Below are 21,446 nucleotides of genomic sequence, written 5' to 3'. Positions count from 1 at the left end.
GGCGCCGCGGCCGGGCCACCGCCCCGGCCGCCCCGGCCGAGCCACCCGCGCACCGCCCGCCGCGGCGTCCCGAGGAGGCCGCCGCCGCGCTCGGCGCACTGCAGTCCGGGACCGCCGCCGCGCGCTCCGCCGCCAGGGCCGAAACTGACGCGTCCGGACCCATCCACGGGCGGGAGCACACCGAAGAACCAGTGACCGAAGAAGCAGAGGACGACACCGTCCAGAACGACCACGAGGGGGGAGCGGCTCGATGACCAGCCGCGATACGGGCGACACGGCGTGGGTGCTCGAACCGATCCTGCAGGTGCCACACGTCGTCGCCGCCGTCCTGCTGACCAGGGACGGGCTCGTGACGGGCTACACCGACGCGCTGTCGCGGCCGTCGGCCGAGCGGGTGGCCGCCATCACCAGCACCGTGCAGGGGGCGTGCCGGACCGCGGCCGCCGCGTTCGCCGACCGGGACACCGCCGAGGTACGGCAGGTCGTCATCGAGTCGGACCACGGATATGTGCTCATCGTGCCGACCGACCACGGCACCTGCGTGGGCGCGTACGGGGACCCCGAGGTGCGCCTGGACCTGCTCGCGCACCGGGTCCACTCGCAGGTGGCGCGGATGGGCGAGAAGGCGATGGCCGCCGCGCCCCGAGGAGCCGACGACACCACGCCGGCATGACCGCCCGCCGTGGCGGCCGCCCCCTGGTCCCCGCGTACCTCGCCACCGGCGGAGTGGCCCGGCCCAGCCGCCCCCACCTGGAGCGGCTGTCGGTGCTCACCGTCAGCGGCGAGGAGGTGCCCGAGGGACTGCCCGCCGCCCAACTCGCCCTGCTGGACGCCCTGGAAGGCGGCTCGCTGACGGTGGTGGAGGCCGCGGCCCTGCTCAGACTGCCGGTCTCCGCGGTGCGCGTCCTGGCCGCCGGTCTCGTGGACCGCGGCCTGGTGCTCTCCCGTCCGCCGATTCCGCCCGCCGAACGCTTCGACCCCGACCTGCTGAAGAGAGTGGCCGATGGCCTCCGCGCCCTTAAGCGCAGCTGACCACATCCACCTGCCCGACACCGCCCGCGACTTGGTGAAGATCCTGGTCGCCGGGCCCTTCGGGGTGGGCAAGACGACCCTGATCGACTCGGTGTCCGAGATCCGGCCGCTGCACACCGAGGAACCCCTCAGCGAGGAGTCCGCGCAGGTGGACGACCTCGCCGGGGTGCGGGACAAGGCGACGACGACGGTCGCCATCGACTTCGGCCGGATCAGCCTGCCCGGTGGGATCGTGCTCTACCTGTTCGGCACGCCCGGGCAGGAACGCTTCCGCTCCCTGTGGGACGACATCGCCTACGGGGCTCTCGGCGCGCTCGTGCTGGTCGACACCCGCCGGATCGACGCGTCCTTCGACGTGCTCGGGCTGGTGGAGGAGACAGGGCTGCCGTACGCGGTCGCCTTCAACGCCTTCCCCGACGCGCCGCGCCACTACACCGACCGGCAACTGCGCGCCGCACTGGACCTGGAACCCGCGACGCCGATGGTGACGTGCGACGCGCGCGAGGCCGACTCCTCCATCGACGCGCTGCTCGCGCTGGTCCAGCACCTGATCGACCGCCACCCCCCGGAGCACCGGTGACCACCGACACGCCCTCCCAGCAGGCCTTCTCCCTCTCGGCGCCGGTACGGCTGTGGGAGGACGGCTTCGCACGGGATCCGTACCGCTACTACGCCGCTCTGCGCGCCCAGGGCCCGATCGGCTGGGCGGAGCTGGCGCCGGGCATCGCTGCGTACGTCGTCACGGACCGGCGGGCCGCGCTGGACCTGCTGCACGACACCGAGACCTTCTCGCACGACCCCCGACCGTGGGAGTCCACCGTCCCCGACGACTCGCCGGTGCTGGGCATGATGCGCTGGCGGCCCAACACCCTGTTCGCCGACGGTGACGCCCACGTCCGCTACCGCACGGCGCTGATCGACGCCTTCGACCTGGTCGAGCCGCACGACCTCAGGGCGCGGGTGCACCGGGCGGTGCGCCGGCTGGTGAGCCGGATCGGGCCCAAGGGCGAGGCCGATCTGGTGACCGAGTTCGCGCGGCCCCTGATGACGCTGGTGTTCAACAGCCTGTTCGGGCTGCCGGACAGCCACAGTGACCGGCTGAACGCGGCGGTGGGCAAGCTGATCGAGGGCGGCGCGCACGCGGCCGAGGGCGAGGCGGAGTTCGCCGGGTACGTGCTGGAGCTGATCGCCGCCAAGACCGAGCAGCGCGGCGACGACCTGCCCAGCTGGCTGCTGGAACACCCGGCCGGACTGACCGCCGAGGAGGTCACCTGGCAGGTGTTCCTCACCCTCGGCGCGGGCCACGAGCCGACCGCGAACCTCGTGTCTAACGCGCTGTCGAGGGTGCTGGGCAACCCGGCCTACTACTCGACGCTGACCAGCGGCGCCCGCCCCGTGATGGACGCCGTGGTGGAGGTGCTGCACCACGAGACACCGCTGGCGAACTACGGCATCCACTTCGCCCGCACGCCCGTCACCCTCCATGGTGTGTGGATCCGGGCCGCCGTACCGGTGGTGATCTCCTACGGGGCGCTCGCCGACTCCGCCGAGCATGCGAGCGGCGGGACGCTCCGCCCGGGTGACGCCTCGCACCTGTCCTGGTCGGCGGGCCCGCACGCCTGCCCGGTCAAGCAGCACACGCTGCTGATCGTCACCGAGGCGATCGAACGGCTCACCCAGTGGCTGCCCGACCTCGAACCCGTCCTGCCCCGTGAGCGGCTCACCTGGCGGCCCGGGCCCTTCCACCGCTCGCTCACCGCGCTGCCCGTCCGTTTCAGCCCCCGCTCACCCGACCAGCCAGGAGGTCCGTCGTGACCGTCACCGACCGCATCGCCCTCGACCCGCTCGGCGCCGACATCCCGGGCGAGAGCGCCCGGCTGCGCGCCCTCGGCCCGATCGTGCCCGTGGAGCTGCCCGGCGGCATCCCCGCCTGGGCACCCACCGGCTACGACGTCCTCAAGGAGCTGATACTCGACCCCCGGGTGAGCAAAGACCCACGCCGGCACTGGAAACTGTGGCCGGAGGTCGGCGAACACCCGTCCTGGGGCTGGATCATGGGCTGGGTGGGCGTGGTGAACATGCTCTCCTCGTACGGTCCCGACCACACGAGGCTGCGGAAACTCGTGGCGCCGAGTTTCACGCACCGGCGCACCGAGGCGATGCGCCCCCGGGTCGAGGCGATCACGGCGGAGCTGCTCGACGCCCTCGAAGCCCAGGACGGCGTGGTGGATCTCCGTGAGGGGTTCGCCCACCCCCTGCCGATGCGGTTCATCTGCGAGCTGTTCGGCGTGCCCGAGGAACTGCACGGGGACACCGCGCGGCTCATCGCGGCCATCATGGACACCTCCGACCCGAGCCCGGAACACGCCGCGTTCGTGCAGCAGCAGATCGGCACGGTGCTGCCCGCGCTCATCGCCCACAAGCGTGAGCACCCCGGCGACGACCTGACCACCGAGCTGATCCGGGTGCGGGACGAGGACGGCGACCGGCTCAGCGACGAGGAGCTGCTGTACACACTGCTGCTCGTCATCGGGGCCGGTTTCGAGACCACCGTCAACCTCATCGGCAACGCCGTCGTCGCCCTGCTGCAGCGCCCCGAGCAGCTGGCGGCCGTGCGGTCCGGGGAGATCGGCTGGGACGCCGTGGTCGACGAGACGCTCCGGGTGCACCCGTCGATCGCCTCGCTGCCGCTGCGCTTCGCGGTCACCGACCTCACCGTCGGGGACGTCACCATCCCAGCCGGCGACGCCATCATCACGACGTACGCCGCCGCAGGGCTGGATCCCGCGCACTACGGGCCCGACGCGGACGTCTTCGACGCGTCACGAGGGGCCGAGGACCACATGGCGTTCGGCATCGGCGTCCACCGGTGCATCGGCGCGCCGCTCGCCCGCGTGGAGGCCCTCACGGCGCTGCCCGCGCTGTTCGACCGGTTCCCCGCTCTGCGGCTCGCCGTCGGCGCCGAGGGGCTGCGGCAGGTGCCGTCGTTCATCGCGTTCGGCTGGCAGGAGATTCCGGTACGGCCGCACGGCTGAGCCGACGCTTGCCGCTGTCCTGCCACAACGACGGCAGGGGCGCGACCGGTCCCCCGTTCCGGTCGTGCCCCTGCGATGCGTCGAACTTACGTCCACGCCGGTGTGGTTGTGAATCGCGTCGATGCCCGCTGTGGGGGCAGGAGGGCTCACCCGTGCACAGCTGAGTCCGGATGGCCCGATTTCGTCCCCGGGAGGACGGGCTGTTCGAGGTCCCCCACTGCGAGATGGGCGACGACGACCTCGTACAGGTCGCTGCCGGCGGCGAGCAGTTGGCGTTCGAGGACCGGTTCCGCGCTGCGGACGTGCTCGCGCACGGTCTGCGCGTGGACACCCAGGGCCTGCGCCGCCCGTTCGGCGTTGCCGCCGGCGGCGATCCAGGTGCGCAGGGTGCGGCGCAGGGGGCGGGCGTCCGCGTCCAGGCGGCCCAGCAGGGCGTGCGCCCAGACGCGCAGCGCGGGTCCGGCCAGGAGGTCGGCGAGGTGCGGGGGGACCGGCTGCCCGGCGCCGGTTCGGGCCGGGTCGTCCTGGAGCGCGGCCTGGGAGCTGAGCGCGAGGTGGACGACGGCGCGCAACGTGAGGTCGGCGAAGTCCGTGCGCAGCAGGCCCTCGACGCGTTCCATACGGGCGCGGACCGTATTGCGGCTGACGCCGAGGACCTTGGCCGCGTTGACGGCGGTGAACTCCAGGCCGAGCCGGGTGGTGGCGAGCAGTTCGGCGCGGGTGTGGTGCGGCAGCGCGTCGAGCGGGCTGAGGACATGGGCCGACCAGCCGCGCAGCGCCGCCGGGTCCATCAGGCGCTCGGGGTGGGTGCGCTCGGCGTACACGGCCGCCTTGTCGGGGCGGAAGTGCGCGACGGCCAGGGCGCTGACGGCCTGCCCGTACGCGGTGGCGGTCCGGGCCAGGCTCTGCCGGACGCTGCCGCCGATGAAGGTGTCCTGGCGCCGGCCGATCAGTGACCGGAGTTCGTCGCCCGCGGTGTCCCGGGGCGTCACGACGATCACGTGGCCGTCGACGGCCGGGCAGCGCACGACCAGGGCCTGCTCGCCCGTGACGTCCAGGCACTCCTCGGCGATGCGGTCCCGTTCCTCGGGGCTCCCCTCGAGGACGTAGACGCACGCCGTGTCGGTATCGAGCAGGCCCGGCCAGAGTCCGGCGGCGACCCGGCGCGCCGAGACGGTGTCCTCCACCATCAGCAGTTGCAGGATCGCCAGCCGCAGATCGGACGTCGCCCGCTCCAGACGGCGTCCGGCCGCGGTGGTTTCGCGTGCGGCCAGCAGAAGCTCGGCCACCTGGGCGGTGTGCGTGACGATGTCGGAGGCACGCCGGTCGAAGGGCGTTTCGCGGGACACCGCCAGCACCGCGGCCTGCGCCGGGTGGTGGCGGCCCACTTTGACGAGGCGCACGTGCCGTCCCCGGTCCTCGCACGCGGCGGAGGCGATCCGGCCGGCGGTGATCTCGGCGACGAGCTGCTCGTCCAGCGGGATCCGCCGCCCGGCGAGGACGGCGCCGTCGCCGTCCTGCAAGGACACCGCCGCCTCCACCGTGCCGGCGAGCCAGGAGACGACCCTGCGCAGGTCGCGTCCGGTCGGCCGCAGGTGCTCCAGCAGCTCCTGGGCCCACGACGCCTGTCCGTCGTCCGGCACGCCCGCGTGCCGTGTCCCGTCCTCTCGGCCAGCCACCTCGGCCGTCTCCTCGTTCCTCGCGTCGTCCTCGGCCACCGGTCGGGGACGTTACCTCACCTGCGTGTGCGCCGAAGCCCGCGCAGGCCCCGCCCGCCGCTCGTTCGACGGTGCCTCTCCCAGCACCTCGCAGACCCGCTCGTGGCGGGACCGTCACAAGGCCCCCACGGCATCCACCCCCGCCTGCGCGGCCCTCGCACGCGGGCGGCATAAGCTCGGCGGATGGCGAAGTACTACGACGTGCACCCCGACAACCCGCAGCCGCGCAGCATCGCCCAGGTCGCCGACAGCATCCGCTCGGACGCGCTCATCGCGTACCCGACGGACTCCTGTTACGCGCTGGGCTGCCGTCTGGGCAGCCGCGACGGCATCGACCGCATCCGGACGATCCGCCAGCTGGACGACAGGCACCACTTCACCCTCGTCTGCCAGGACTTCGCGCAGCTCGGCCAGTTCGTACGGATCGACAACGACGTCTTCCGGGCGATCAAGGCGTCGACGCCCGGCAGCTACACGTTCATCCTGCCCGCGACCAAGGAGGTGCCGCGCATGCTGCAGCACCCGAAGAAGAAGACCGTCGGCGTGCGCATTCCCGACCACGTCGTCACCCAGGCCCTGCTCGCGGAACTCGGCGAGCCGCTGCTGTCCAGCACGCTGCTGCTGCCGGGCGAGGAGGAGCCGATGACGCAGGGCTGGGAGATCAAGGACCGGCTCGACCACGTCCTGGACGCGGTGATCGATTCCGGGGACTGTGGCACCGAGCCGACGACGGTCATCGACTTCTCCGGTGGGGAGGCCGAGATCGTACGGAAGGGAGCGGGCGACACGTCACGCTTCGAGTAACGCGTTCACCAAGGGTCGTTCACGGCGCGGTCAGGGGCAGAGGGGCGCGGGATGTGCCCCTGACCGGGCGTGTCACGATGACGAAGATCCGCTTGGTCCTGCGGGCGGGTCGCCGGACGACACTTCCACAGAGAGGCAGCCCCAGCCATGACCGCCGTACAGGGAACCGCTGTCGACATCCCCACCGAGGACGGCACCGCCGACGCGTATCTGGCGCATCCCGGTGACGGAAGCCCGCATCCGGCGGTCCTGCTCTACATGGACGCCTTCGGCCTGCGCCCGTACCTGCGGTCGATGGCCGACCGGCTGGCCGGCGCCGGCTACACCGTGCTGGTGCCCAATGTGTTCTACCGTCACGGGCGTGCACCCGTGGTCGAACTGCCCGAGTTCATCGATCCGGCGGCGCGTCCGGAGATCTTCGAGAGCATCGGACCGATCATCCAGTCCCTGACGACTGAGCTCGCGATGCGGGACGCCGGTGCCTACCTGAGGTGGCTGGCCGACAGCCCGGTGGCCGCCGACGGTCCGGTCGCGCTGACCGGCTACTGCATGGGCGCCCGGCTCGCCCTGCTCACCGCCGGTACCTATCCGGACCGGGTCGCCGCGGCGGCCGGCTTCCACGGCGGGCGGCTGGCGACCGACGGGCCGGACAGCCCGCATCTGGTGGCCGGCCGTGTCACCGCCGAGCTGTACTTCGGCCACGCCGATCAGGACCACTCCCTGCCCCCGGAGCAGATCGAGCGCCTTGAGAACGCGCTGACGGCGGCGGGCGTCCGCCACCGTTGCGAGGTGTACACCGGTGCGGCGCACGGTTACACGCAGGCCGACACCGCCGCGTACGACAAGGAGGCGGACGAGCGGCACTGGGCGGCTCTGCTCGACCTTCTGGGGCGGACTTTCTGACAGACCGCATCCGGGGTGCAGACGGCATCAGGGTTACCGAGGGCATCGGAGGCACCGACCGCATCAGGTGTACGGTCAGAGCCATCCCCGTCTCAAGCCGTGCTCGCCTGAGCGCCTCAACGAACTGGTGCCTTACGGAAATCCCGGGAGGAACGTTGGACCACGACGAGCGGGCAGGTCTGCCCGGAAGCCACGGCGAGCACCGCCTTCAGCGTGAGTTGGGCACCGAAAGCCGAGCCGACCGGTTCTACGACGAGCAGGTGCTCGACCGGCTGAACCCTCGGATGAAGGAGTTCGTGAGCCGTCAGGAGATGTTCTTCCTCGCCACGGCGGACAACCGCGGCGAGTGCGACAGCACCTTCAGGGCCGGCCCACCCGGGTTTCTGCAGATACTGGACGACATGACTCTGGCGTACCCGGAATACCGGGGCAACGGAGTCATGGCGTCCCTCGGCAACATCCGGGAGAACCCACACGTCGGCATCCTGATGATCGACTTCTCCCGGGACCGCATCGGCCTGCATGTCAACGGCCGTGCCCAGCTGGTCGCTGATGAGCGGATGCGGCAGAGGTATCCCGGTCTCCCCATCGATCCGGTGCCCGGCCGCCGTCCCCAGATGTGGGTGGAAGTGGCGGTCGACGAGGCATACATCCACTGCTCGAAACACATACCGCGGCTGGTCAGCGCACCGCTGCGGCAAGGCACCGACGACGAGCAGGCGTGGGGCACCGACGACGTCAAGCGCAAGGGTGGCGACTACTTCGGAGCCGCGGCCCAGACGCGGAGCGGCTGACTTGGTGCTCCGCCCGGCCGCCTATCGAGTAGTGCTCAGTCCTCGGCATTCGGCCCGTGGGGGCTGGAGTCAGTCAGGACCCGGGTCGCGAAGGCGGCCAGTTCCGCCCGCAGTTGTTCGCGAGACATGTGCCGCCGGTCGACGAGGTGGTCGACGAGATCGGCGCGGACGGCCGCGAGCAGTGCGTGCGCGGCAAAGTCGCTGCCCTTGAATCGGGGAAGTTGCTCCAGCATCCGGCGCAGCGTGTCGTGCCACCAGCCGTAGTGCTCCGCACTGTAAGGGCTGTCGCTTCCCGTTCCTTCCAGTGCGAGGGACAGGTGCCGATGGTCGAGTTTGAAGCACAGGATCGCATCGAGCAGCGCGAGGGCTCGCTCCATCGGCGGGGTGGTGGGGCCGAGCGGGCGCGGGCCGTTCGCGATGGCCTGGCGAATCGGTTCGAGCCGGGTTTCGTAGAGCGCGCGGATCAGACCGGTGCGGTCGGTGAAGCCGCGGAAGAGAGTCGCTTTACCGACGCCGGCTGCGGCCGCGATGTCCGCCATGGTCACCTGCTCGGGCCTGTCGCAGCCGGCGAAGAGCCGGTCGGCGGCCGCGAGAACGGCCTCGCGGTTGCGTACGGCGTCCGCACGGGGCTTGCGTTCGGGCACGGCGTTCCTCCAGTTTGCGTAAACGGACCCAGGGTCCGTATCGTTCGCTAACCGGACCCGGGGTCCGTATCGTATCGGAAGGAGCCCGCATGACCACGCCCACGCAACCGGCGGACCTGTACCGTCACAGCCTGCGGTTGTTGCTCGACAAGGACATCCCCGCCTGGGTCGATCTATGGGACGACGACGGTGTCTTCGAGTTCCCCTTCGCTCCCGAAGGGTGGCCGAGGCGACTGGAGGGCAAAGCAGCAGTCTCCGACTACATGCGCGGCTATCCCGATCACATCGAACTCCACGACTTCCCCGACCTGAAGATCCACCAGACCGGAGATCCGGGGACGATCGTGGTCGAGATGCGCGGAGTGGGGCGACTGGTCCGCAGCCAGGACCCCTTCGACATGACCTACATCGCAGTGGTGTCGGTCGCGAACGGCCGCATCACTCATTACCGCGACTACTGGAACCCGCTCGCCCTCCCCCAGGACGGCGCGGCCGACTTCACGCGGAGGGGCCGATGACCACGCCTGTCACCGCCCTGGTCATCGGGGCCACCGGCACCACCGGCAGCCGTGTGGCCCGGGGTCTCGCCGCCCGAGGGCACCGGGTCAAGGCGGCCTGCCGACGCACCGCGCACGTCCACGGCGGGTCGAGTGTCCGCTTCGACTGGTACGACCGCACGACCTACGAACCGGCCCTGAGCGGCACGGACCGCGTCTACCTCGTCCCGCCCCTGACCTCCGCGGCCCCGGCCGACATCATGCTCCCCTTCCTGGAGCAGGCCCGTGCGTCCGGAGTGCGGCGCGCCGTACTGCTCAGTTCTTCGGCGATCCCCGCCGGAGGCCCGGCCGTCGGCCAGGTGCACCAGGCGCTGCCGGCCCTGTTCGACGAGTGGGCAGTGCTGCGACCGTCGTGGTTCATGCAGAACTTCACCGGCGACCACCTGCACGCCCAGAGCATCCGCAAGGAAGGGGTGCTCCTGACCGCGGCGGGCGAGGGGCGCGTGGCCTTCGTCGACGCCGACGACATCGCGGCCGTCGCCGTCCACGCGCTGACCGATGTCCAGGCTCCCGATTCCGACCTGGTCATCACCGGTCCGGAGACGCTCAGTCACAGCGAAGTCGCGACCGTCCTCAGTGAGGTGACCGGGCGCGCGGTCACCCACCGGCAGCTGACCTACGAGCAGATGCGCGACCATCTGGCCCGGACGATGCCGCCCGAGTTCGCGGCCATGCTCGCCGGCATGGACCGGGCCATCGCCGAAGGAGCCGAGGACCGCACCACCGACACCGTCCTCCGCGTCACCGGCCGTCGGCCGCGCAGCTTCCGCGCGCACGTGGAGCAGACGGCAGTCCCGTAGAGGGCACCGCGGGGCGCACTGTGTCGAAGTGGGTCCAGGCGTCGCAGTGCGCCGGTACGACGGCGCGCTTCGCGAGGTCGCCCGCGATACCCCCGCTCTCTCGCCCTGCCCTGCACCGTTGTTACGGTGCCCGGGTGTCTGACTCCTCACGCGATACCGCCGAAGGCGCGGGCTGGGGCACCGCGGAACGTGGCGCGTACACGCGGCTCATGCCGCGCCGGACCGAGAAGATCTCCTGGCTCGATCCGAGAATGCTGTGGGCCGCCCGCAACGGCGTGCTGGCCTCCTGGCTCGGTGACCCCACGGGCCGCACCCGTGGCCGCTGGGTGGCGCAGCGGGCGGCGGCCGGCGCACCCGCCGACAAGCTGATCCGGCGCGACGATCCGGACCGGTTCTCCTTCCTGGTCATCGGTGACACCGGGGAAGGCGACGACCCGCAGTACGCCGTCGTGCCGGGCTTCCTGAAGGTGGGTCAGGACACGCGGTTCGCCGTCCTCGCCAGCGATGTGATCTACCCGGTCGGCAGCGCCGACGACTACGGCACGAAGTTCTTCCGCCCGTACCAGGACTACCAGGCGCCCATCTACGCCATCCCCGGCAACCACGACTGGTACGAGGACCTCGGCGGTTTCATGCGCGTCTTCTGCGACGACGCCCCGCCCCTCACGCCCGAGCCCGGGCCGCGCCCCCTCACCCGGGCCTGGCTGCGGTCCCTGCTGTGGCACCGGCCGCGCCCGGACGACGGCAGGCACCTCGACGAGGACCGCAAGCTGCGGTCCTCGCCCGCCCAGCAGGCTGTCCAGCCGGGCCCGTACTGGGCGATCGACGCCGGGCCGATACGGATCATCGGCATCGACACCGGACTGCTGGGGACCCTCGACGCCGAGCAGGGCGCATGGCTGCGCGAGGTGTCGAAGGGGCCCCGTCCGAAGATCCTCGTCACCGGTTCGCCCCTCTACGTGGACGGCGAGCACCATCCGTGCCCCATCGACGGCGGTGGCACCGTCGACGACATCGTCCGCGACCCGGACCACCACTACGTCGCGGCGATCGGCGGCGACATCCACAACTACCAGCGTTACCCGGTGGACGTGGACGGCCGCATCATCCAGTACGTCGTCTCGGGCGGCGGCGGGGCGTTCATGCACGCCACCCACACCATCCCCCGCGTCTCGGTCGCGAACGTCACCGAACGGGACTTCCGCTGCTATCCCCTGCGCGGCGACTCCCTCGCCTTCTACAGCAGGCTCTACGGGCGGCGGCTGCGCCTGCGCCGCTTGTTCACCCTCACCGAGGCGGAGGCGACGGCCGTGATCGCCCAACGCCTCGGCATCACCCCGGCCCGTGCTCCGGGCGCCGGCGCCCGGGTCACCCGGCGCACACGGCTGGTCGCCTCGCTGCTCGGCACCGGCCGCCGCCCCGACCGCAAGGCACGCTTCCGGCTGCCCGTACGCAAGGTCTACACGCAGCTGTTCTCGCCCAGCTCGGCGACGTACAGCCCGCCGTTCTTCAAGTGCTTCCTGCGCCTGGACGTCAGCCCGGACGCCATCCGGCTGCGCTGCCACGCGGCCACCGGCAACCGCGCGCAGGAACTCGCCCCGCCCGTCGAGGACGAGGTGACGATTCCCCTGGTCCCGCAGGAGTGACGGGAACACCGTCGTCCGGCGTCCGGTTGGCACTGCCGTACGACAGGACCGAGGAACCATGGAGGAGCCCGTGCCGCCCACCGAACGACCCTTGCGCAAGCTGGGCTTTCTGACGATCGGGCTCTTCGACGAGGCGGACCCGCGCCGGGGCCACGAGTCCACGCTCGAACTGATCGAGCTGGGCGAGGAGTTGGGTTTCGACAGCGCCTGGCTCCGCCACCGCCATCTGCAGTACGGCATCTCCTCCCCCGTGGCCGTCCTGGCCGCGGCCTCGCAGCGCACCCGCCGCATCGAACTCGGCACCGCTGTCACCCCCCTCGGCTGGGAGAACCCGCTGCGGCTGGCCGAGGACCTGGCGACGGTCGACATCCTGTCCGGGGGCCGCCTCAACCCGGGGGTGAGCGTCGGCCCTCCGGCCCACTTCGAGCAGGTCAGGGACGCGCTGTACCCGGGCACGGCCGACGCGGAGGATTTTGGCTATGGGCGGGTGGAGCGGCTGCTGGACCTGGTGCGGGGCAAGCCGGCCAGCGACTTCAGCGGAGTCGAAGGCATTGAGGTGTTCTCCGACCGGGTGCAGCCGCACTCCCCGGGGCTTGGCCGCCGCTTGTGGTACGGCGGCGGCAGTCTGCGCTCGGCGCGGTGGGCAGCCGAACATGGCATGAACCTCCTCACCAGCAGTGTCGTGAAGGCCGAAGAGCCGGAGGGGACCGCGGACTTCGCTGAGATCCAGCTCTCGCAGATCCGCGCCTTCCGCGCGCACCACCCCGACGGCGAGGCCGCCCGCGTCTCCCAGGGCCTGGTCGTCATCCCCACCGACTCCGCCTCTCCCGAACAGCGCGCGAAGTACGAGGAGTACGCGGCGGGACGCCTGCCCCGCACGACGTCTCCGCAGGGCCCGGCGCGGCTGCTGTTCGCGCCGGACCTGGTCGGCACCTCGGCGGAGCTCGCCGAACAGCTGTCCGCGCACGCCGCGTTCCGGGAGGTCGACGAGGTGGCGTTCGCGCTGCCGTTCACCTTCGAGCACGACGACTACGTTCAGATCCTCACCGATATGGCCACCAAGCTCGGACCGGCGCTGGGCTGGCGGCCCGCAGCGGGGGGCCGCTGACCATGTCGACGTCCGATCAGCGGGGTTGGAGCTTCGCCTCCGCGCGCGTGCCCGCGTTCTTCACCGCGTGCGAGGAGACCGACGCTCCGGGCGTGGGGCACGGGCTGACCGCGGGCCGCACGCTGTGCGGCATCCCCCGGGACCGGCTCACGGTGTACCGGAGTCCGTTCAGTCCGGCCCGGGAGACGGCCTGTCCCCGGTGCCGGCAGCTGGCGGCCGAGGCTCCCACCGAACCGGGGGTCCAGGAACGCCTGCACCACCGGGTCCGGGGCGCGGTGCCCGGACGGCTGCGTGAGGAGCTGCTGGCGGCACTGTGGCAGGGGGCCGACGTCACACTCTGGATCAACGGACCGGCGAAGGACCTGGTACGGCACTACGGGCAGGTCGACCGGATCGTCGAGGTCGGTGAACCGATCGAAGCCGTGGTGCGCGCGGACGAGCGGCTGGGGCTGGCGCGCGTGGTCCACGGCGCCCGCGAGTTCGTCGTGTTCCTGCCGAAGGACGGCCGTCCGTTCGTGACCCGTGCGGAGCCCGCCTGGCCTCGGCCGGTCACGCCCGGCGACAGCGTCCGACCATGACCGGTCGCGCCCGGGCGGCAGCGTCACCAGCGCCCGGGCTCGGTTCCCACGATGGGTTGCGACGGCATGCCGTCCACGCCGACCGGCACATCACCGGCGAGCATCACCCGGTGCATGATCCGCGGGTGGTCGAGGTGGGCGGTGTCGCTCGGGGCCAGGTGGATGGTGGCCCGGTTGTCCCAGAAGGCCACGCTGCCCGGCTCCCAGCGGAAGCGGACCGTGTATTCGGGCCGGGTGGCCTGCTCCAGCAGCATGTCCAGGATCGCCCGGCTCTCGGCACGCGAGAGGTCCGCGATCTGCTCGACGTAGTAGCCGTTGACGTACAGCACCCGCTCCCCCGTCTCGGGGTGGACGCGCACCAGCGGGTGCAGCGTGGCGATCTGGTGGTCCAGCAGGTGGCGGACGTAGGCGTCGTCGCCCGGCCGGGGCTGGTAGCCGACCCCGAGCCGGTGTTCGGCTCGCAGGCCGTCGACGAACGCGCGGACCGGGGCGGACAGTCCGGCGTACGCGGCCGCCAGGTTGGCCCAGGTGGTGTCGCCACCGTACGGAGGGACGGTCTCGGCGCGCAGGATCGTCGCGGCCGGCGGGTCGATACGGGCGCCGTGGTCGCAGTGCCACCCGCGCAGCAGGGTGTGGCGGCGCCGCCGCAGCCACTCGTCGTGCTCCATGCCGAACCGTCCGCCGAGCTCCAGCCGGTCGGCGGTCGTCTCGATCTCGGGGACGTCCGGCGGTGACGCCTTGCCGCGCCGCCGCAGGACCACCGGCTCCCCGAACCGGCGTGCGAACACCACCTGCCCGGCGTGGTCGAGGTGTTGCCCACGGAAGAACACCACCTTCCAGCGCAGCACCGCCGCCCTGATCGCTGCGATGACGGTGTCGTCGAGGTCTCCGGCCAGGTCGACGCCGGTGATCTCGGCTCCGATGTGCCCGGCGGCCGGTTTCACCTCGATCCCGGCGGCCTGTTCCGTGCCCTCAGCGGTGGCCCTGTCCGTCATGCGTGCTCCGATGGTCGCCTCGCACCGGCTCCGTACGGCCGGCTCCATGGAAGATCGTGACAGCGTTCGCCGGGTGTGGCGACAGGGCCTCGGAGCTAGCGGGACTGTGCCCCCACTGCGGCGAGGACCGCCTCGGCCACTTCCGCCACTGACCGACCGCCGGTGTCGAGACGGACCAGGCCGTGTCCTTCGACGGCTTCCGTCATCAGCGCCTGGAAGCGCACGCTGCGGGCCAGGAACTTGTCCATCAGGTGCCGCTCGTCGTCCGTCGACTCCTCGTAGCGCCCCGAGGCGCGCACCCGGTCGCTGAGGACCGCGTCGTCCGCCGTGAGCCACACGGCCCTGGTGCGCGGGACGCCCAGGCCGGCCACACGGGCGGGCCAGAGCGCGGAGCCCTCCAGGACCAGGCCCGGCCCGTCGCCGGTCGCGTGCTCGGCGATCAGTTCCTCGATGCGGGGCCAGAGCCGCTCGTAGTGGTCGAGCACCGACCGGATCAACTCGTCGACCGGGAGGGTCCCGTAGTGCTCGGCGACATGCGGCGGGACCTCGCGCTCCGGTGTCCGCCAGGGCCGCCCCGGATGCCGGGCCAGCAGATCGGTGGACCGGTAGGCGAACCCGAGCCGGTCGGCGACGGCCTGGGCCACGGACGACTTTCCGGCGTGGGACGTGCCCCCGATGAGCACCACGCGCACGTTCTGCATGCGGTGATCCTAGTTCCGCGGTGCACGGACCGAGCTGCCGCTGTCGGCGATCGGGGCTGTGACTCGCCCCCGGCGGGGTACCCGGGGCGCGCGGGACAGGAAGGAGTCGCAGGTGGGTGAGCGGGACCGGCTGCGGGACTACCGCGGCAAACGTGACTTCGGCCGGACCGGCGAGCCCGAGGGGCAGCGGGGTTCCTCCGGGGACGAACCCCGGTTCGTCGTGCAGATCCATGACGCGAGCACCCTGCACTTCGACTTCCGGTTGCAGGTGGGCGGCGTACTGAGGTCCTGGTCCATCCCCAAGGGACCGTCCTCGGACCCGAAGGACAAGCGGCTCGCGGTGCCCACCGAGGACCATCCGCTGGAGTACGAGGAGTTCGAGGGCGTGATCCCGGCGGGCGACTACGGGGGCGGCACGGTGATCGTCTGGGATCACGGCACCTACGAGCCGCTGAGCCACGACCGGGAAGGACGGCCCGTCGACTTCGCCGAGTCGCTCGCGCGGGGTCATGCGCGGTTCCGGCTGAGCGGTTCCAAGCTGCACGGGGAGTATGCCCTCACCCGGTTCCGCGGTGGGAAGGACGACGGCTCCGAGGAGGCCTGGCTGCTGGTGCGGACGGCAGGCGGAGGGGCGCACGGCCCCAGCGGCACCCCGGACCCCCGGCGGGCCCGCTCGGCGGTGTCCGGCCGTACGCTCGCGCAGGTCACCGCGGACGCCGGTGAGGAGTGAGCCTCGGTGACCGGGGCCCTTGAGCCCCGTGGTCAGAACGCCGGGATCGGCAACGGTGTGAGCGGCTGTTCACACCAGATCGTCTTGCCTCTCGTGGTCTGCCTGCTGCCCCAGCGCTGGGTGAGCTGGGCGACCAGCAGCAGTCCACGGCCGCCCTCGTCGTAGGCGTGGGCGCGGCGCAGGTGCGGGGAGGTGGAACTGCCGTCGGAGACCTCGCAGATGAGGTTGCGGTCGCGGATCAGCCGTAGCTGGATGGGCGGTTCGCCGTAGCGGATGGCGTTGGTGACCAGTTCGCTGACGACGAGTTCGGTGACGAAGGCGGTCTCCTCCAGTCCCCACGCGGACAGCTGCTCGGTCGCGGACTGCCGGGTGGCGGCCACGTGCGCGGGGTCCGGCTGGACGTCCCAGGTGGCCACCTGGTCCGCGCCGAGTGCTCGGGTGCGGGCCAGCAGCAGGGCCACGTCGTCACTGGGCTCCTCCGGCAGTACGGCCTTGAGCACGGTGTCGCACAGGGCGTCGAGAGAGTCGGCGGGCACGGTCAGGGCGCGGCACAGTTCGTCGGTGGCGTGGTCGACGTCGCGGTCGCGGTCCTCGATCAGGCCGTCGGTGTAGAGGGCGACGACGGAGCCCTCGGGCAGCTGGAGCTCCGTGGCCTCGAACGGCAGGCCTCCGACGCCCAGCGGGGGGCCGGCGCTCATGGGGACGAGCCGGGCGGTTCCGTCGGGTAGCACCAGGGCGGGGGCGGGGTGCCCGGCGGCGGCCAGGTTGAGGCGGCGGGCGACGGGGTCGTAGACGGCGTAGAGGCAGGTGGCGCCGAGTTCCGCGACCTCGTCACTGTCGTCGCCCGTCGCCAGGTGGGTGACCAGGTCGTCGAGGTGGGTGAGGAGTTCGTCCGGCGGCAGGTCGACGTCGGCGAGGGTGCGGACGGCGGTGCACAGCCGTCCCATGGTGGCCGACGAGGGGATGCCGTGGCCGACGACGTCTCCGACCACCAGGGCGACCCGGCTGCCGGACAGCGGGATCACGTCGAACCAGTCGCCGCCGACGCCGGCCGCCGACTCGGAGGGCAGGTAGCGGTGGGCGACCTCGACCGCGGCCTGTCCGGGCAGCCCCTTGGGCAGCAGGCTGTGCTGCAGGGCCAGTGCGGTGGTGCGTTCGCGGGCGAAGCGGCGGGCGTTGTCGACGCAGACCGCGGCCCGGCTGGCGAGTTCCTCGGCGAACACCAGGTCGTCGGCGCCGTAGTCGTCCGGTTGCCCGATGCGCACGGCCACGGCGACGCCCAGCGTGATGCCACGGGCCCGCAGTGGCACCGCCATCATCGAGTGCACGCCCTGGCGGTAGCGACGTCCCTCCGGGGCCCGCGCGTTGCGCTCCGCGACCCAGCGCATGAACGCGGGCTCCCCTGCCTGGCCGAGGGTCGCCCGGCCGTCCTGCAACGCCCGTGCGAGCGGCGAGAACGGGGGGTAGGAGTCCTTCTCTCCGAGGTGCACGGCCGCTTCCGGGGTGCCCTCGGTGGCGGAGCCATGGGCGACTCGGCGGAGCACGACGTCCCCGTCGGGAACAGTGGGGGGTTCTTCCGCGCCGAGGACCCAGTCGAACAGGTCGACGCTGGCGAAGTCGGCGAACCGCGGCACCATGACCTCGATCAGCTCCTCGGCCGTGCGCACCACGTCCAGGGTGGTGCCGATGGTGGCCGCCGCCTCGTTGAGCAGGGCCAGTCGCTGCCGGGCCCAGTACTGCTCGGTGCTGTCGAACGCCGCCAGGGCGGTCCCCACGAGTTCGCCGGATGAGTTCCGCAGGGGCCACATCTCGGTGACCCAGGCATGCTCCCGGTTCAGGGAGGGTGCGCCGGTGTAGCTCTCGTAGCGGAGCGGCCTGCCGGTGTCCACGACGTGGCGCAGGTGCCAGTTGAAGCCACGGCTGTGTTCTGCTTCCTCCACCGTGTCCGGGAAGTGGCGGCCGAGCAGGACCTCCTCAGGCACACCCATCACGTGGCAGGCCTCGTCGTTGAGCCGCAGGTAGCGCTGGCGGATGTCGAAGACGGACATCGACATGGACGCCTGCTGGAAGGCCTGGCCCGCCAGCGACGTCTCCGCCCCGCCGGGCGGCTCGGCGGTGACCACGTAGCCGCCCGGTGTGCCGTCTCCGTCCGCGACGGCGCAGGCCCTGAGGCGGAGTCCGATGAGGGAGCCGTCGCGGTGCCGCACCAGGACGGTGCCCGACAGCAGGGTCACCGCCTCGGGCGGCACGTCCTCGGCGAGCAGCTCCCGTACGGCTCGTCCCACGGCCTCCTCGGCCGTGTATCCGGTCAGCCGCCGCGCGCCCTCGCTCCAGCCCGTCACAATGCCACGGGCATCGATGATCGCAGCGGCGGAGGCGTCCTCCATGTCGTCCAGGATTATCCCTTTGCTCCGCTGTATCAACCGCGGCGCGGCACCCCTGGCGGTCTACGCCGGGCGGGCGCGCAACGCGGCGAGGGCGCGGTCGGCGTGGGTGCTCATCCGCAGTTCGCTGTGCACTACGTCCAGGACCGTGCGGTCCTGCGCGATGACGAAGGTGACCCGCTTGGTCGGTGCCAGGGAGAAGCCCCGTTTGACGCCGAACCGCTCACGGACCGTGCCGTCGGCGTCGGACAGCAGCGGCATACCGAGGGAGTGGCGCCCGGCGAACTCCTGCTGACGCTCGACGGGGTCCCCGCTGATGCCCACGGGCCGGGCGCCGACGGCGGCGAACTCGGCGGCGAGATCGCGGAAGTGGCAGGCCTCGGCAGTGCAGCCCGGGGTCAGGGCGGCCGGGTAGAAGAAGAGGACGACCGGTCCTTCGGCGAGCAGTTCGGACAGGCGGCGGAGCGCGCCGCTCTCGTCCGGCAGCTCGAAGTCCTCGACCTGGTCGCCGACGGCTATGCGCTTGCTCACGAGCGGCCCTCCGCGTTCTTGGAGTTCTTGGAGTTCTTGGAGTTCTCGGCGTTCTCGGCGTTCTTGGCGACGCTGCGGGCCCACAGCACCAGGGGCAGTTGCAGCGGCAGCCGGCCGAAGGCGGCGGCCTTCTGCGGCGCCGGGCGGTGCCGCCAGTCCACGGCCATCTGCACGTTGGCGGGGAACACTCCGACGAAGAAGGCCGCGGTGGCCAGTGCGGCGGCCTTGCGGGTTCGCGGCAGCGCCACGCCCGCGGCCAGCGCGAGCTCGGCGGCGCCGCTGACGTGGGTCCAGGTCCTGGCCGATCCGGGCAGGCTGCGGGGGGCGATCGCGTCGAACTGACGTGGCCGGGCGAAGTGGGCGACGCCCGCGGTGGCCAGCAGGCCGGCGAGCAGCAGGGACGAGCGTTCGGACCGTGGCACGGTTCCTCCTCTGGTGACCTGCCGCGCGATCCTACTGGGCGGTAGGCAAGCGGGGTGCTCCGGCCCTAGGAACGTCGGTTGTGGGTGCCCGGGGTGTAGCCGAACTGACGTCGGAAGACGTCGATGAAGGCGCTGGCGGAGGACCAGCCGCAGCGGTGGGCGACGGTGGTGACGGGGGTGTCGTCGGCCAGCATCCGCAGGGCGTGGTATAGCCGGGACTGGGTGCGCCACTGGGGGAAGGTCATGCCGAACTCGCTGCGGAAGAGGCGGCTGAGGGTGCGTTCCCCGGCTCCGGTGGCGGCGCCGAGGGCGGCGAGCGTGCGCGGCTCGGCCGGGTTGTCGTGGACGAGGGCGCAGACCGCGGCCAGGCGGGGGTCGCCGGGGGCGGGCAGACGCAGGGGCTGCTGGGGTGAGGCGCGCAGTTGGTCGCACAGGACGGCGAGGAGGCGGCGGCGTTCGGGTCCGGTGTCGTCGGGGTCGCGGGTGTAGGCGAGGATCAGCTCGCGCAGCAGCGGGCTCACGGCGAGGACGGTGGGAGTGTCCAGACCGAGCGGGTTGTCGCCGGCGGGCAGGCCCACCAGGTGCAGGTCGAGGCGGCCGTGGGCGCGGTGGGCGTGGACGGTGCCGGCGGGGACCCAGATGGCGCGGGTGCCGGGGGCGAACCAGGTGCCGGCGTCGGTGGTGACGGCCAGGACGCCGGAACCGGCGTAGACGATCTGGTGGTCGTCATGGCGGTGTGCGTCGATGCGCTGCCCGGCGGCCAGGTGCTGGGCGCGGGTGGGTGCCGTCGGCGTGTGGCGGATGTTCGACACAGGACGGCAGATTATCGAAAGCGGGCCAGTCCTGCGTCCCGTGAGGATCACAGGGTGACAGCGAACCGCAACCGTCCCCTCACCCTGATGTCCCTCGGGCACGCCTGCGTGGACGTCTACCAGGGAGCCGTGGCCGCCCTGGTGCCGTTCTTCGTCTCCGAGCGTGCCTACACCTATGCCGCCGCCTCCGGCGTGGTGCTTGCCGCCTCTCTGCTGTCGTCGCTGGTGCAGCCACTGTTCGGTGCGCTCACCGACCGGTGGGCGATGCCGTGGCTGCTGCCGCTGAGCGCGCTGACCGCCGGAGCCGGGGTGGCACTCAGCGGCATCACCGGTTCCTACGCGCTCACGTTGCTCGCGGTGGCCGTGTCGGGGATCGGCGTCGCCGCCTATCATCCGGAGGCCGCGCGGGCGGCCCGCGACGCGGCGCGCGGCCGTCACACGGCGATGGGCTGGTTCTCCCTCGGCGGCAACGTCGGCTTCGCACTGGCGCCGCTGCTCGTCTCGGCGGTCGTGGCCCTCGGAGGCCTGCGCGCCTCTCCCCTGCTGGTCGTCCCGGCGCTCGCCGGGGCCGCCCTCTGCGCGGCGGCGGTGCGCTCGGCCGGGACGCGCGCACCGGCCGTCCGAACGGGCCTGGGGGCGGGGACCGACGACTGGCCGTCCTTCCTTCGGCTCTCCGGCGCCGTCGTCTGCCGTTCGGTCGTCTTCGTCGGCCTGAGCGCGTTCGTGTCGCTGTATGTCCGTGAGCGGACCGGCGGCGGAGGCGCGGCCGGGACGGCGGCGCTGTTCGTGCTCTATCTGGGCGGTGCCGTGGGCACTCTGGCCGGGGGGCGGCTCGCCGACCGGTACGGGCGCCTGGCGGTGGTGCGGGGGTCGTACGCGCTGAGCGTCCTCGCCGTCGCCGGCGTGGTCCTCGTGCCGGGGCCGGTGGTGTACCTGTTCGTCGCCCTGACCTCGGCGGGTCTGTACGTCCCCTTCTCCCTGCACATCACCCTGGGTCAGGACTTCCTGCCCCGGCGTGTGGGCACCGCGAGCGGGGTCACGCTGGGGCTGACGGTGAGCGTCGGCGGTGTCGCCGCCCCTGCGGTCGGCGCGCTCGCCGACGCCACGTCGCTACAGGTCGCGCTCCTCCCGCTGATCGCGCTGCCCGCCCTGGGCCGACTGCTGCTGTGCGGGCTGCGTGAGCCCGCGGCGCCCGGGGAGGCGGCCGGCGAGCCTGCGGACCCGCGTGGTGTGGGTGCGCGGCGAAGGTGAG

At 72.2% G+C, this 21,446-nt stretch carries 23 protein-coding genes and 1 pseudogene; 16 read left to right on the top strand and 8 right to left on the bottom strand.

The window, feature by feature from the left end; all coding sequences use genetic code 11:
• The 6 genes and pseudogenes from NW895_RS40385 to NW895_RS40360 all read left to right on the top strand — a co-directional run.
• A pseudogene (locus NW895_RS40385) lies at positions 1-254 on the top strand (protein kinase); the annotation flags it as partial.
• Entirely contained in the window at positions 251-673 is a 423-nt protein-coding gene (locus NW895_RS40380) for a roadblock/LC7 domain-containing protein (protein WP_289942182.1), read from the top strand. The pseudogene NW895_RS40385 and the gene NW895_RS40380, both read left to right, overlap by 4 nt.
• Positions 670-1,032: a DUF742 domain-containing protein gene (locus tag NW895_RS40375; protein ID WP_289942181.1), complete on the top strand. Its 363-nt coding sequence runs from the start codon at positions 670-672 to the stop codon at positions 1,030-1,032. The genes NW895_RS40380 and NW895_RS40375 overlap by 4 nt, the downstream gene beginning before the upstream one ends.
• Positions 1,004-1,612, top strand: coding sequence for an ATP/GTP-binding protein (locus NW895_RS40370; protein WP_289942180.1), 609 nt, complete (start codon positions 1,004-1,006; stop codon positions 1,610-1,612). The genes NW895_RS40375 and NW895_RS40370 overlap by 29 nt, the downstream gene beginning before the upstream one ends.
• Positions 1,609-2,847, top strand: a complete 1,239-nt coding sequence (locus tag NW895_RS40365; RefSeq protein WP_289942179.1) for a cytochrome P450 — start codon at positions 1,609-1,611, stop codon at positions 2,845-2,847. Before NW895_RS40370 ends, NW895_RS40365 begins: the two co-directional genes overlap by 4 nt.
• Positions 2,844-4,067: a cytochrome P450 gene (locus tag NW895_RS40360; protein WP_289942176.1), complete on the top strand. Its 1,224-nt coding sequence runs from the start codon at positions 2,844-2,846 to the stop codon at positions 4,065-4,067. The genes NW895_RS40365 and NW895_RS40360 overlap by 4 nt, the downstream gene beginning before the upstream one ends.
• A 146-nt stretch (positions 4,068-4,213) precedes the next feature.
• On the opposite strand, the gene NW895_RS40355 is transcribed toward NW895_RS40360, so the two are convergent.
• Positions 4,214-5,746: a helix-turn-helix domain-containing protein gene (locus tag NW895_RS40355; RefSeq protein WP_289942175.1), complete on the bottom strand. Its 1,533-nt coding sequence runs from the start codon at positions 5,744-5,746 to the stop codon at positions 4,214-4,216.
• 222 nt (positions 5,747-5,968) lie between these two features.
• Between NW895_RS40355 and NW895_RS40350 the strand changes: the two genes are divergently transcribed.
• The 3 genes from NW895_RS40350 to NW895_RS40340 all read left to right on the top strand — a co-directional run bounded on the left by NW895_RS40350 (position 5,969) and on the right by NW895_RS40340 (position 8,286).
• Positions 5,969-6,589: an L-threonylcarbamoyladenylate synthase gene (locus tag NW895_RS40350; protein ID WP_289942174.1), complete on the top strand. Its 621-nt coding sequence runs from the start codon at positions 5,969-5,971 to the stop codon at positions 6,587-6,589.
• A gap of 147 nt (positions 6,590-6,736) precedes the next feature.
• Positions 6,737-7,492: a dienelactone hydrolase family protein gene (locus NW895_RS40345; RefSeq protein ID WP_289942173.1), complete on the top strand. Its 756-nt coding sequence runs from the start codon at positions 6,737-6,739 to the stop codon at positions 7,490-7,492.
• 155 nt (positions 7,493-7,647) lie between these two features.
• Positions 7,648-8,286 carry a pyridoxamine 5'-phosphate oxidase family protein gene (locus tag NW895_RS40340; protein WP_289942172.1) on the top strand — a complete coding sequence of 213 codons (639 nt, stop codon included), beginning with the start codon at positions 7,648-7,650 and terminating at the stop codon, positions 8,284-8,286.
• 35 nt (positions 8,287-8,321) lie between these two features.
• On the opposite strand, the gene NW895_RS40335 is transcribed toward NW895_RS40340, so the two are convergent.
• Complete coding sequence (locus NW895_RS40335; protein WP_289942171.1) at positions 8,322-8,930, bottom strand: TetR/AcrR family transcriptional regulator; 609 nt, start codon at positions 8,928-8,930, stop codon at positions 8,322-8,324.
• Between the two features lie 89 nt (positions 8,931-9,019).
• Here NW895_RS40335 and NW895_RS40330 point away from each other — a divergent pair, with 89 nt between their 5' ends.
• The 5 genes from NW895_RS40330 (at position 9,020) to NW895_RS40310 (ending at position 13,619) form a co-directional block, all read left to right on the top strand.
• The gene (locus NW895_RS40330) at positions 9,020-9,448 is read left to right on the top strand and encodes a nuclear transport factor 2 family protein (protein ID WP_289942170.1); all 429 of its coding nucleotides are present in this window, start codon (positions 9,020-9,022) and stop codon (positions 9,446-9,448) included.
• The gene (locus NW895_RS40325; protein ID WP_289942169.1) at positions 9,445-10,287 is read left to right on the top strand and encodes an NmrA family NAD(P)-binding protein; all 843 of its coding nucleotides are present in this window, start codon (positions 9,445-9,447) and stop codon (positions 10,285-10,287) included. Before NW895_RS40330 ends, NW895_RS40325 begins: the two co-directional genes overlap by 4 nt.
• Before the next feature lie 134 nt (positions 10,288-10,421).
• Positions 10,422-11,933, top strand: coding sequence for a metallophosphoesterase (locus NW895_RS40320; RefSeq protein ID WP_289942168.1), 1,512 nt, complete (start codon positions 10,422-10,424; stop codon positions 11,931-11,933).
• Between the two features lie 70 nt (positions 11,934-12,003).
• Positions 12,004-13,041 carry an LLM class flavin-dependent oxidoreductase gene (locus NW895_RS40315; RefSeq protein WP_289942188.1) on the top strand — a complete coding sequence of 346 codons (1,038 nt, stop codon included), beginning with the start codon at positions 12,004-12,006 and terminating at the stop codon, positions 13,039-13,041.
• A 2-nt stretch (positions 13,042-13,043) separates the two neighbouring features.
• Positions 13,044-13,619 (top strand): hypothetical protein, encoded by a 576-nt coding sequence (locus NW895_RS40310; RefSeq protein ID WP_289942167.1) that lies wholly within the window; start codon positions 13,044-13,046, stop codon positions 13,617-13,619.
• Positions 13,620-13,642: 23 nt separating this feature from the next.
• Here NW895_RS40310 and NW895_RS40305 read toward each other — a convergent pair whose 3' ends face one another.
• Positions 13,643-14,614, bottom strand: a complete 972-nt coding sequence (locus NW895_RS40305) for a TauD/TfdA family dioxygenase (protein WP_289942166.1) — start codon at positions 14,612-14,614, stop codon at positions 13,643-13,645.
• 95 nt (positions 14,615-14,709) lie between these two features.
• Positions 14,710-15,315 carry a hypothetical protein gene (locus NW895_RS40300; RefSeq protein WP_289942165.1) on the bottom strand — a complete coding sequence of 202 codons (606 nt, stop codon included), beginning with the start codon at positions 15,313-15,315 and terminating at the stop codon, positions 14,710-14,712.
• Between the two features lie 112 nt (positions 15,316-15,427).
• On the opposite strand from NW895_RS40300, the gene NW895_RS40295 reads away from it, so the two are divergent.
• A complete protein-coding gene (locus NW895_RS40295) occupies positions 15,428-16,045 on the top strand; it encodes a DNA polymerase ligase N-terminal domain-containing protein (RefSeq protein ID WP_289942164.1) in 618 nt (205 codons plus the stop codon).
• Between the two features lie 32 nt (positions 16,046-16,077).
• Here the strand turns inward: NW895_RS40295 and NW895_RS40290 are convergent, their stop codons facing one another.
• The 4 genes from NW895_RS40290 to NW895_RS40275 form a co-directional block, all read right to left on the bottom strand.
• The gene (locus NW895_RS40290; RefSeq protein ID WP_289942163.1) at positions 16,078-18,432 is read right to left on the bottom strand and encodes a SpoIIE family protein phosphatase; all 2,355 of its coding nucleotides are present in this window, start codon (positions 18,430-18,432) and stop codon (positions 16,078-16,080) included.
• Between the two features lie 60 nt (positions 18,433-18,492).
• Positions 18,493-18,960 carry a peroxiredoxin gene (locus NW895_RS40285; RefSeq protein WP_289942162.1) on the bottom strand — a complete coding sequence of 156 codons (468 nt, stop codon included), beginning with the start codon at positions 18,958-18,960 and terminating at the stop codon, positions 18,493-18,495.
• Positions 18,957-19,382 (bottom strand): DoxX family protein, encoded by a 426-nt coding sequence (locus NW895_RS40280; protein ID WP_289942159.1) that lies wholly within the window; start codon positions 19,380-19,382, stop codon positions 18,957-18,959. Before NW895_RS40280 ends, NW895_RS40285 begins: the two co-directional genes overlap by 4 nt.
• Positions 19,383-19,447: 65 nt before the next feature.
• On the bottom strand, positions 19,448-20,194 hold the full coding sequence (locus tag NW895_RS40275) for a helix-turn-helix transcriptional regulator (protein WP_289942158.1): 747 nt from the start codon (positions 20,192-20,194) through the stop codon (positions 19,448-19,450).
• A gap of 87 nt (positions 20,195-20,281) precedes the next feature.
• Between NW895_RS40275 and NW895_RS40270 the strand changes: the two genes are divergently transcribed.
• On the top strand, positions 20,282-21,445 hold the full coding sequence (locus tag NW895_RS40270; protein ID WP_289942186.1) for an MFS transporter: 1,164 nt from the start codon (positions 20,282-20,284) through the stop codon (positions 21,443-21,445).
• Position 21,446: the final 1 nt, after the last annotated feature.

The organism is Streptomyces sp. S.PNR 29 (assembly GCF_030386795.1).
Lineage (GTDB): Bacteria > Actinomycetota > Actinomycetes > Streptomycetales > Streptomycetaceae > Streptomyces.
This window is presented reverse-complemented; position numbering and strand designations above follow the sequence as displayed.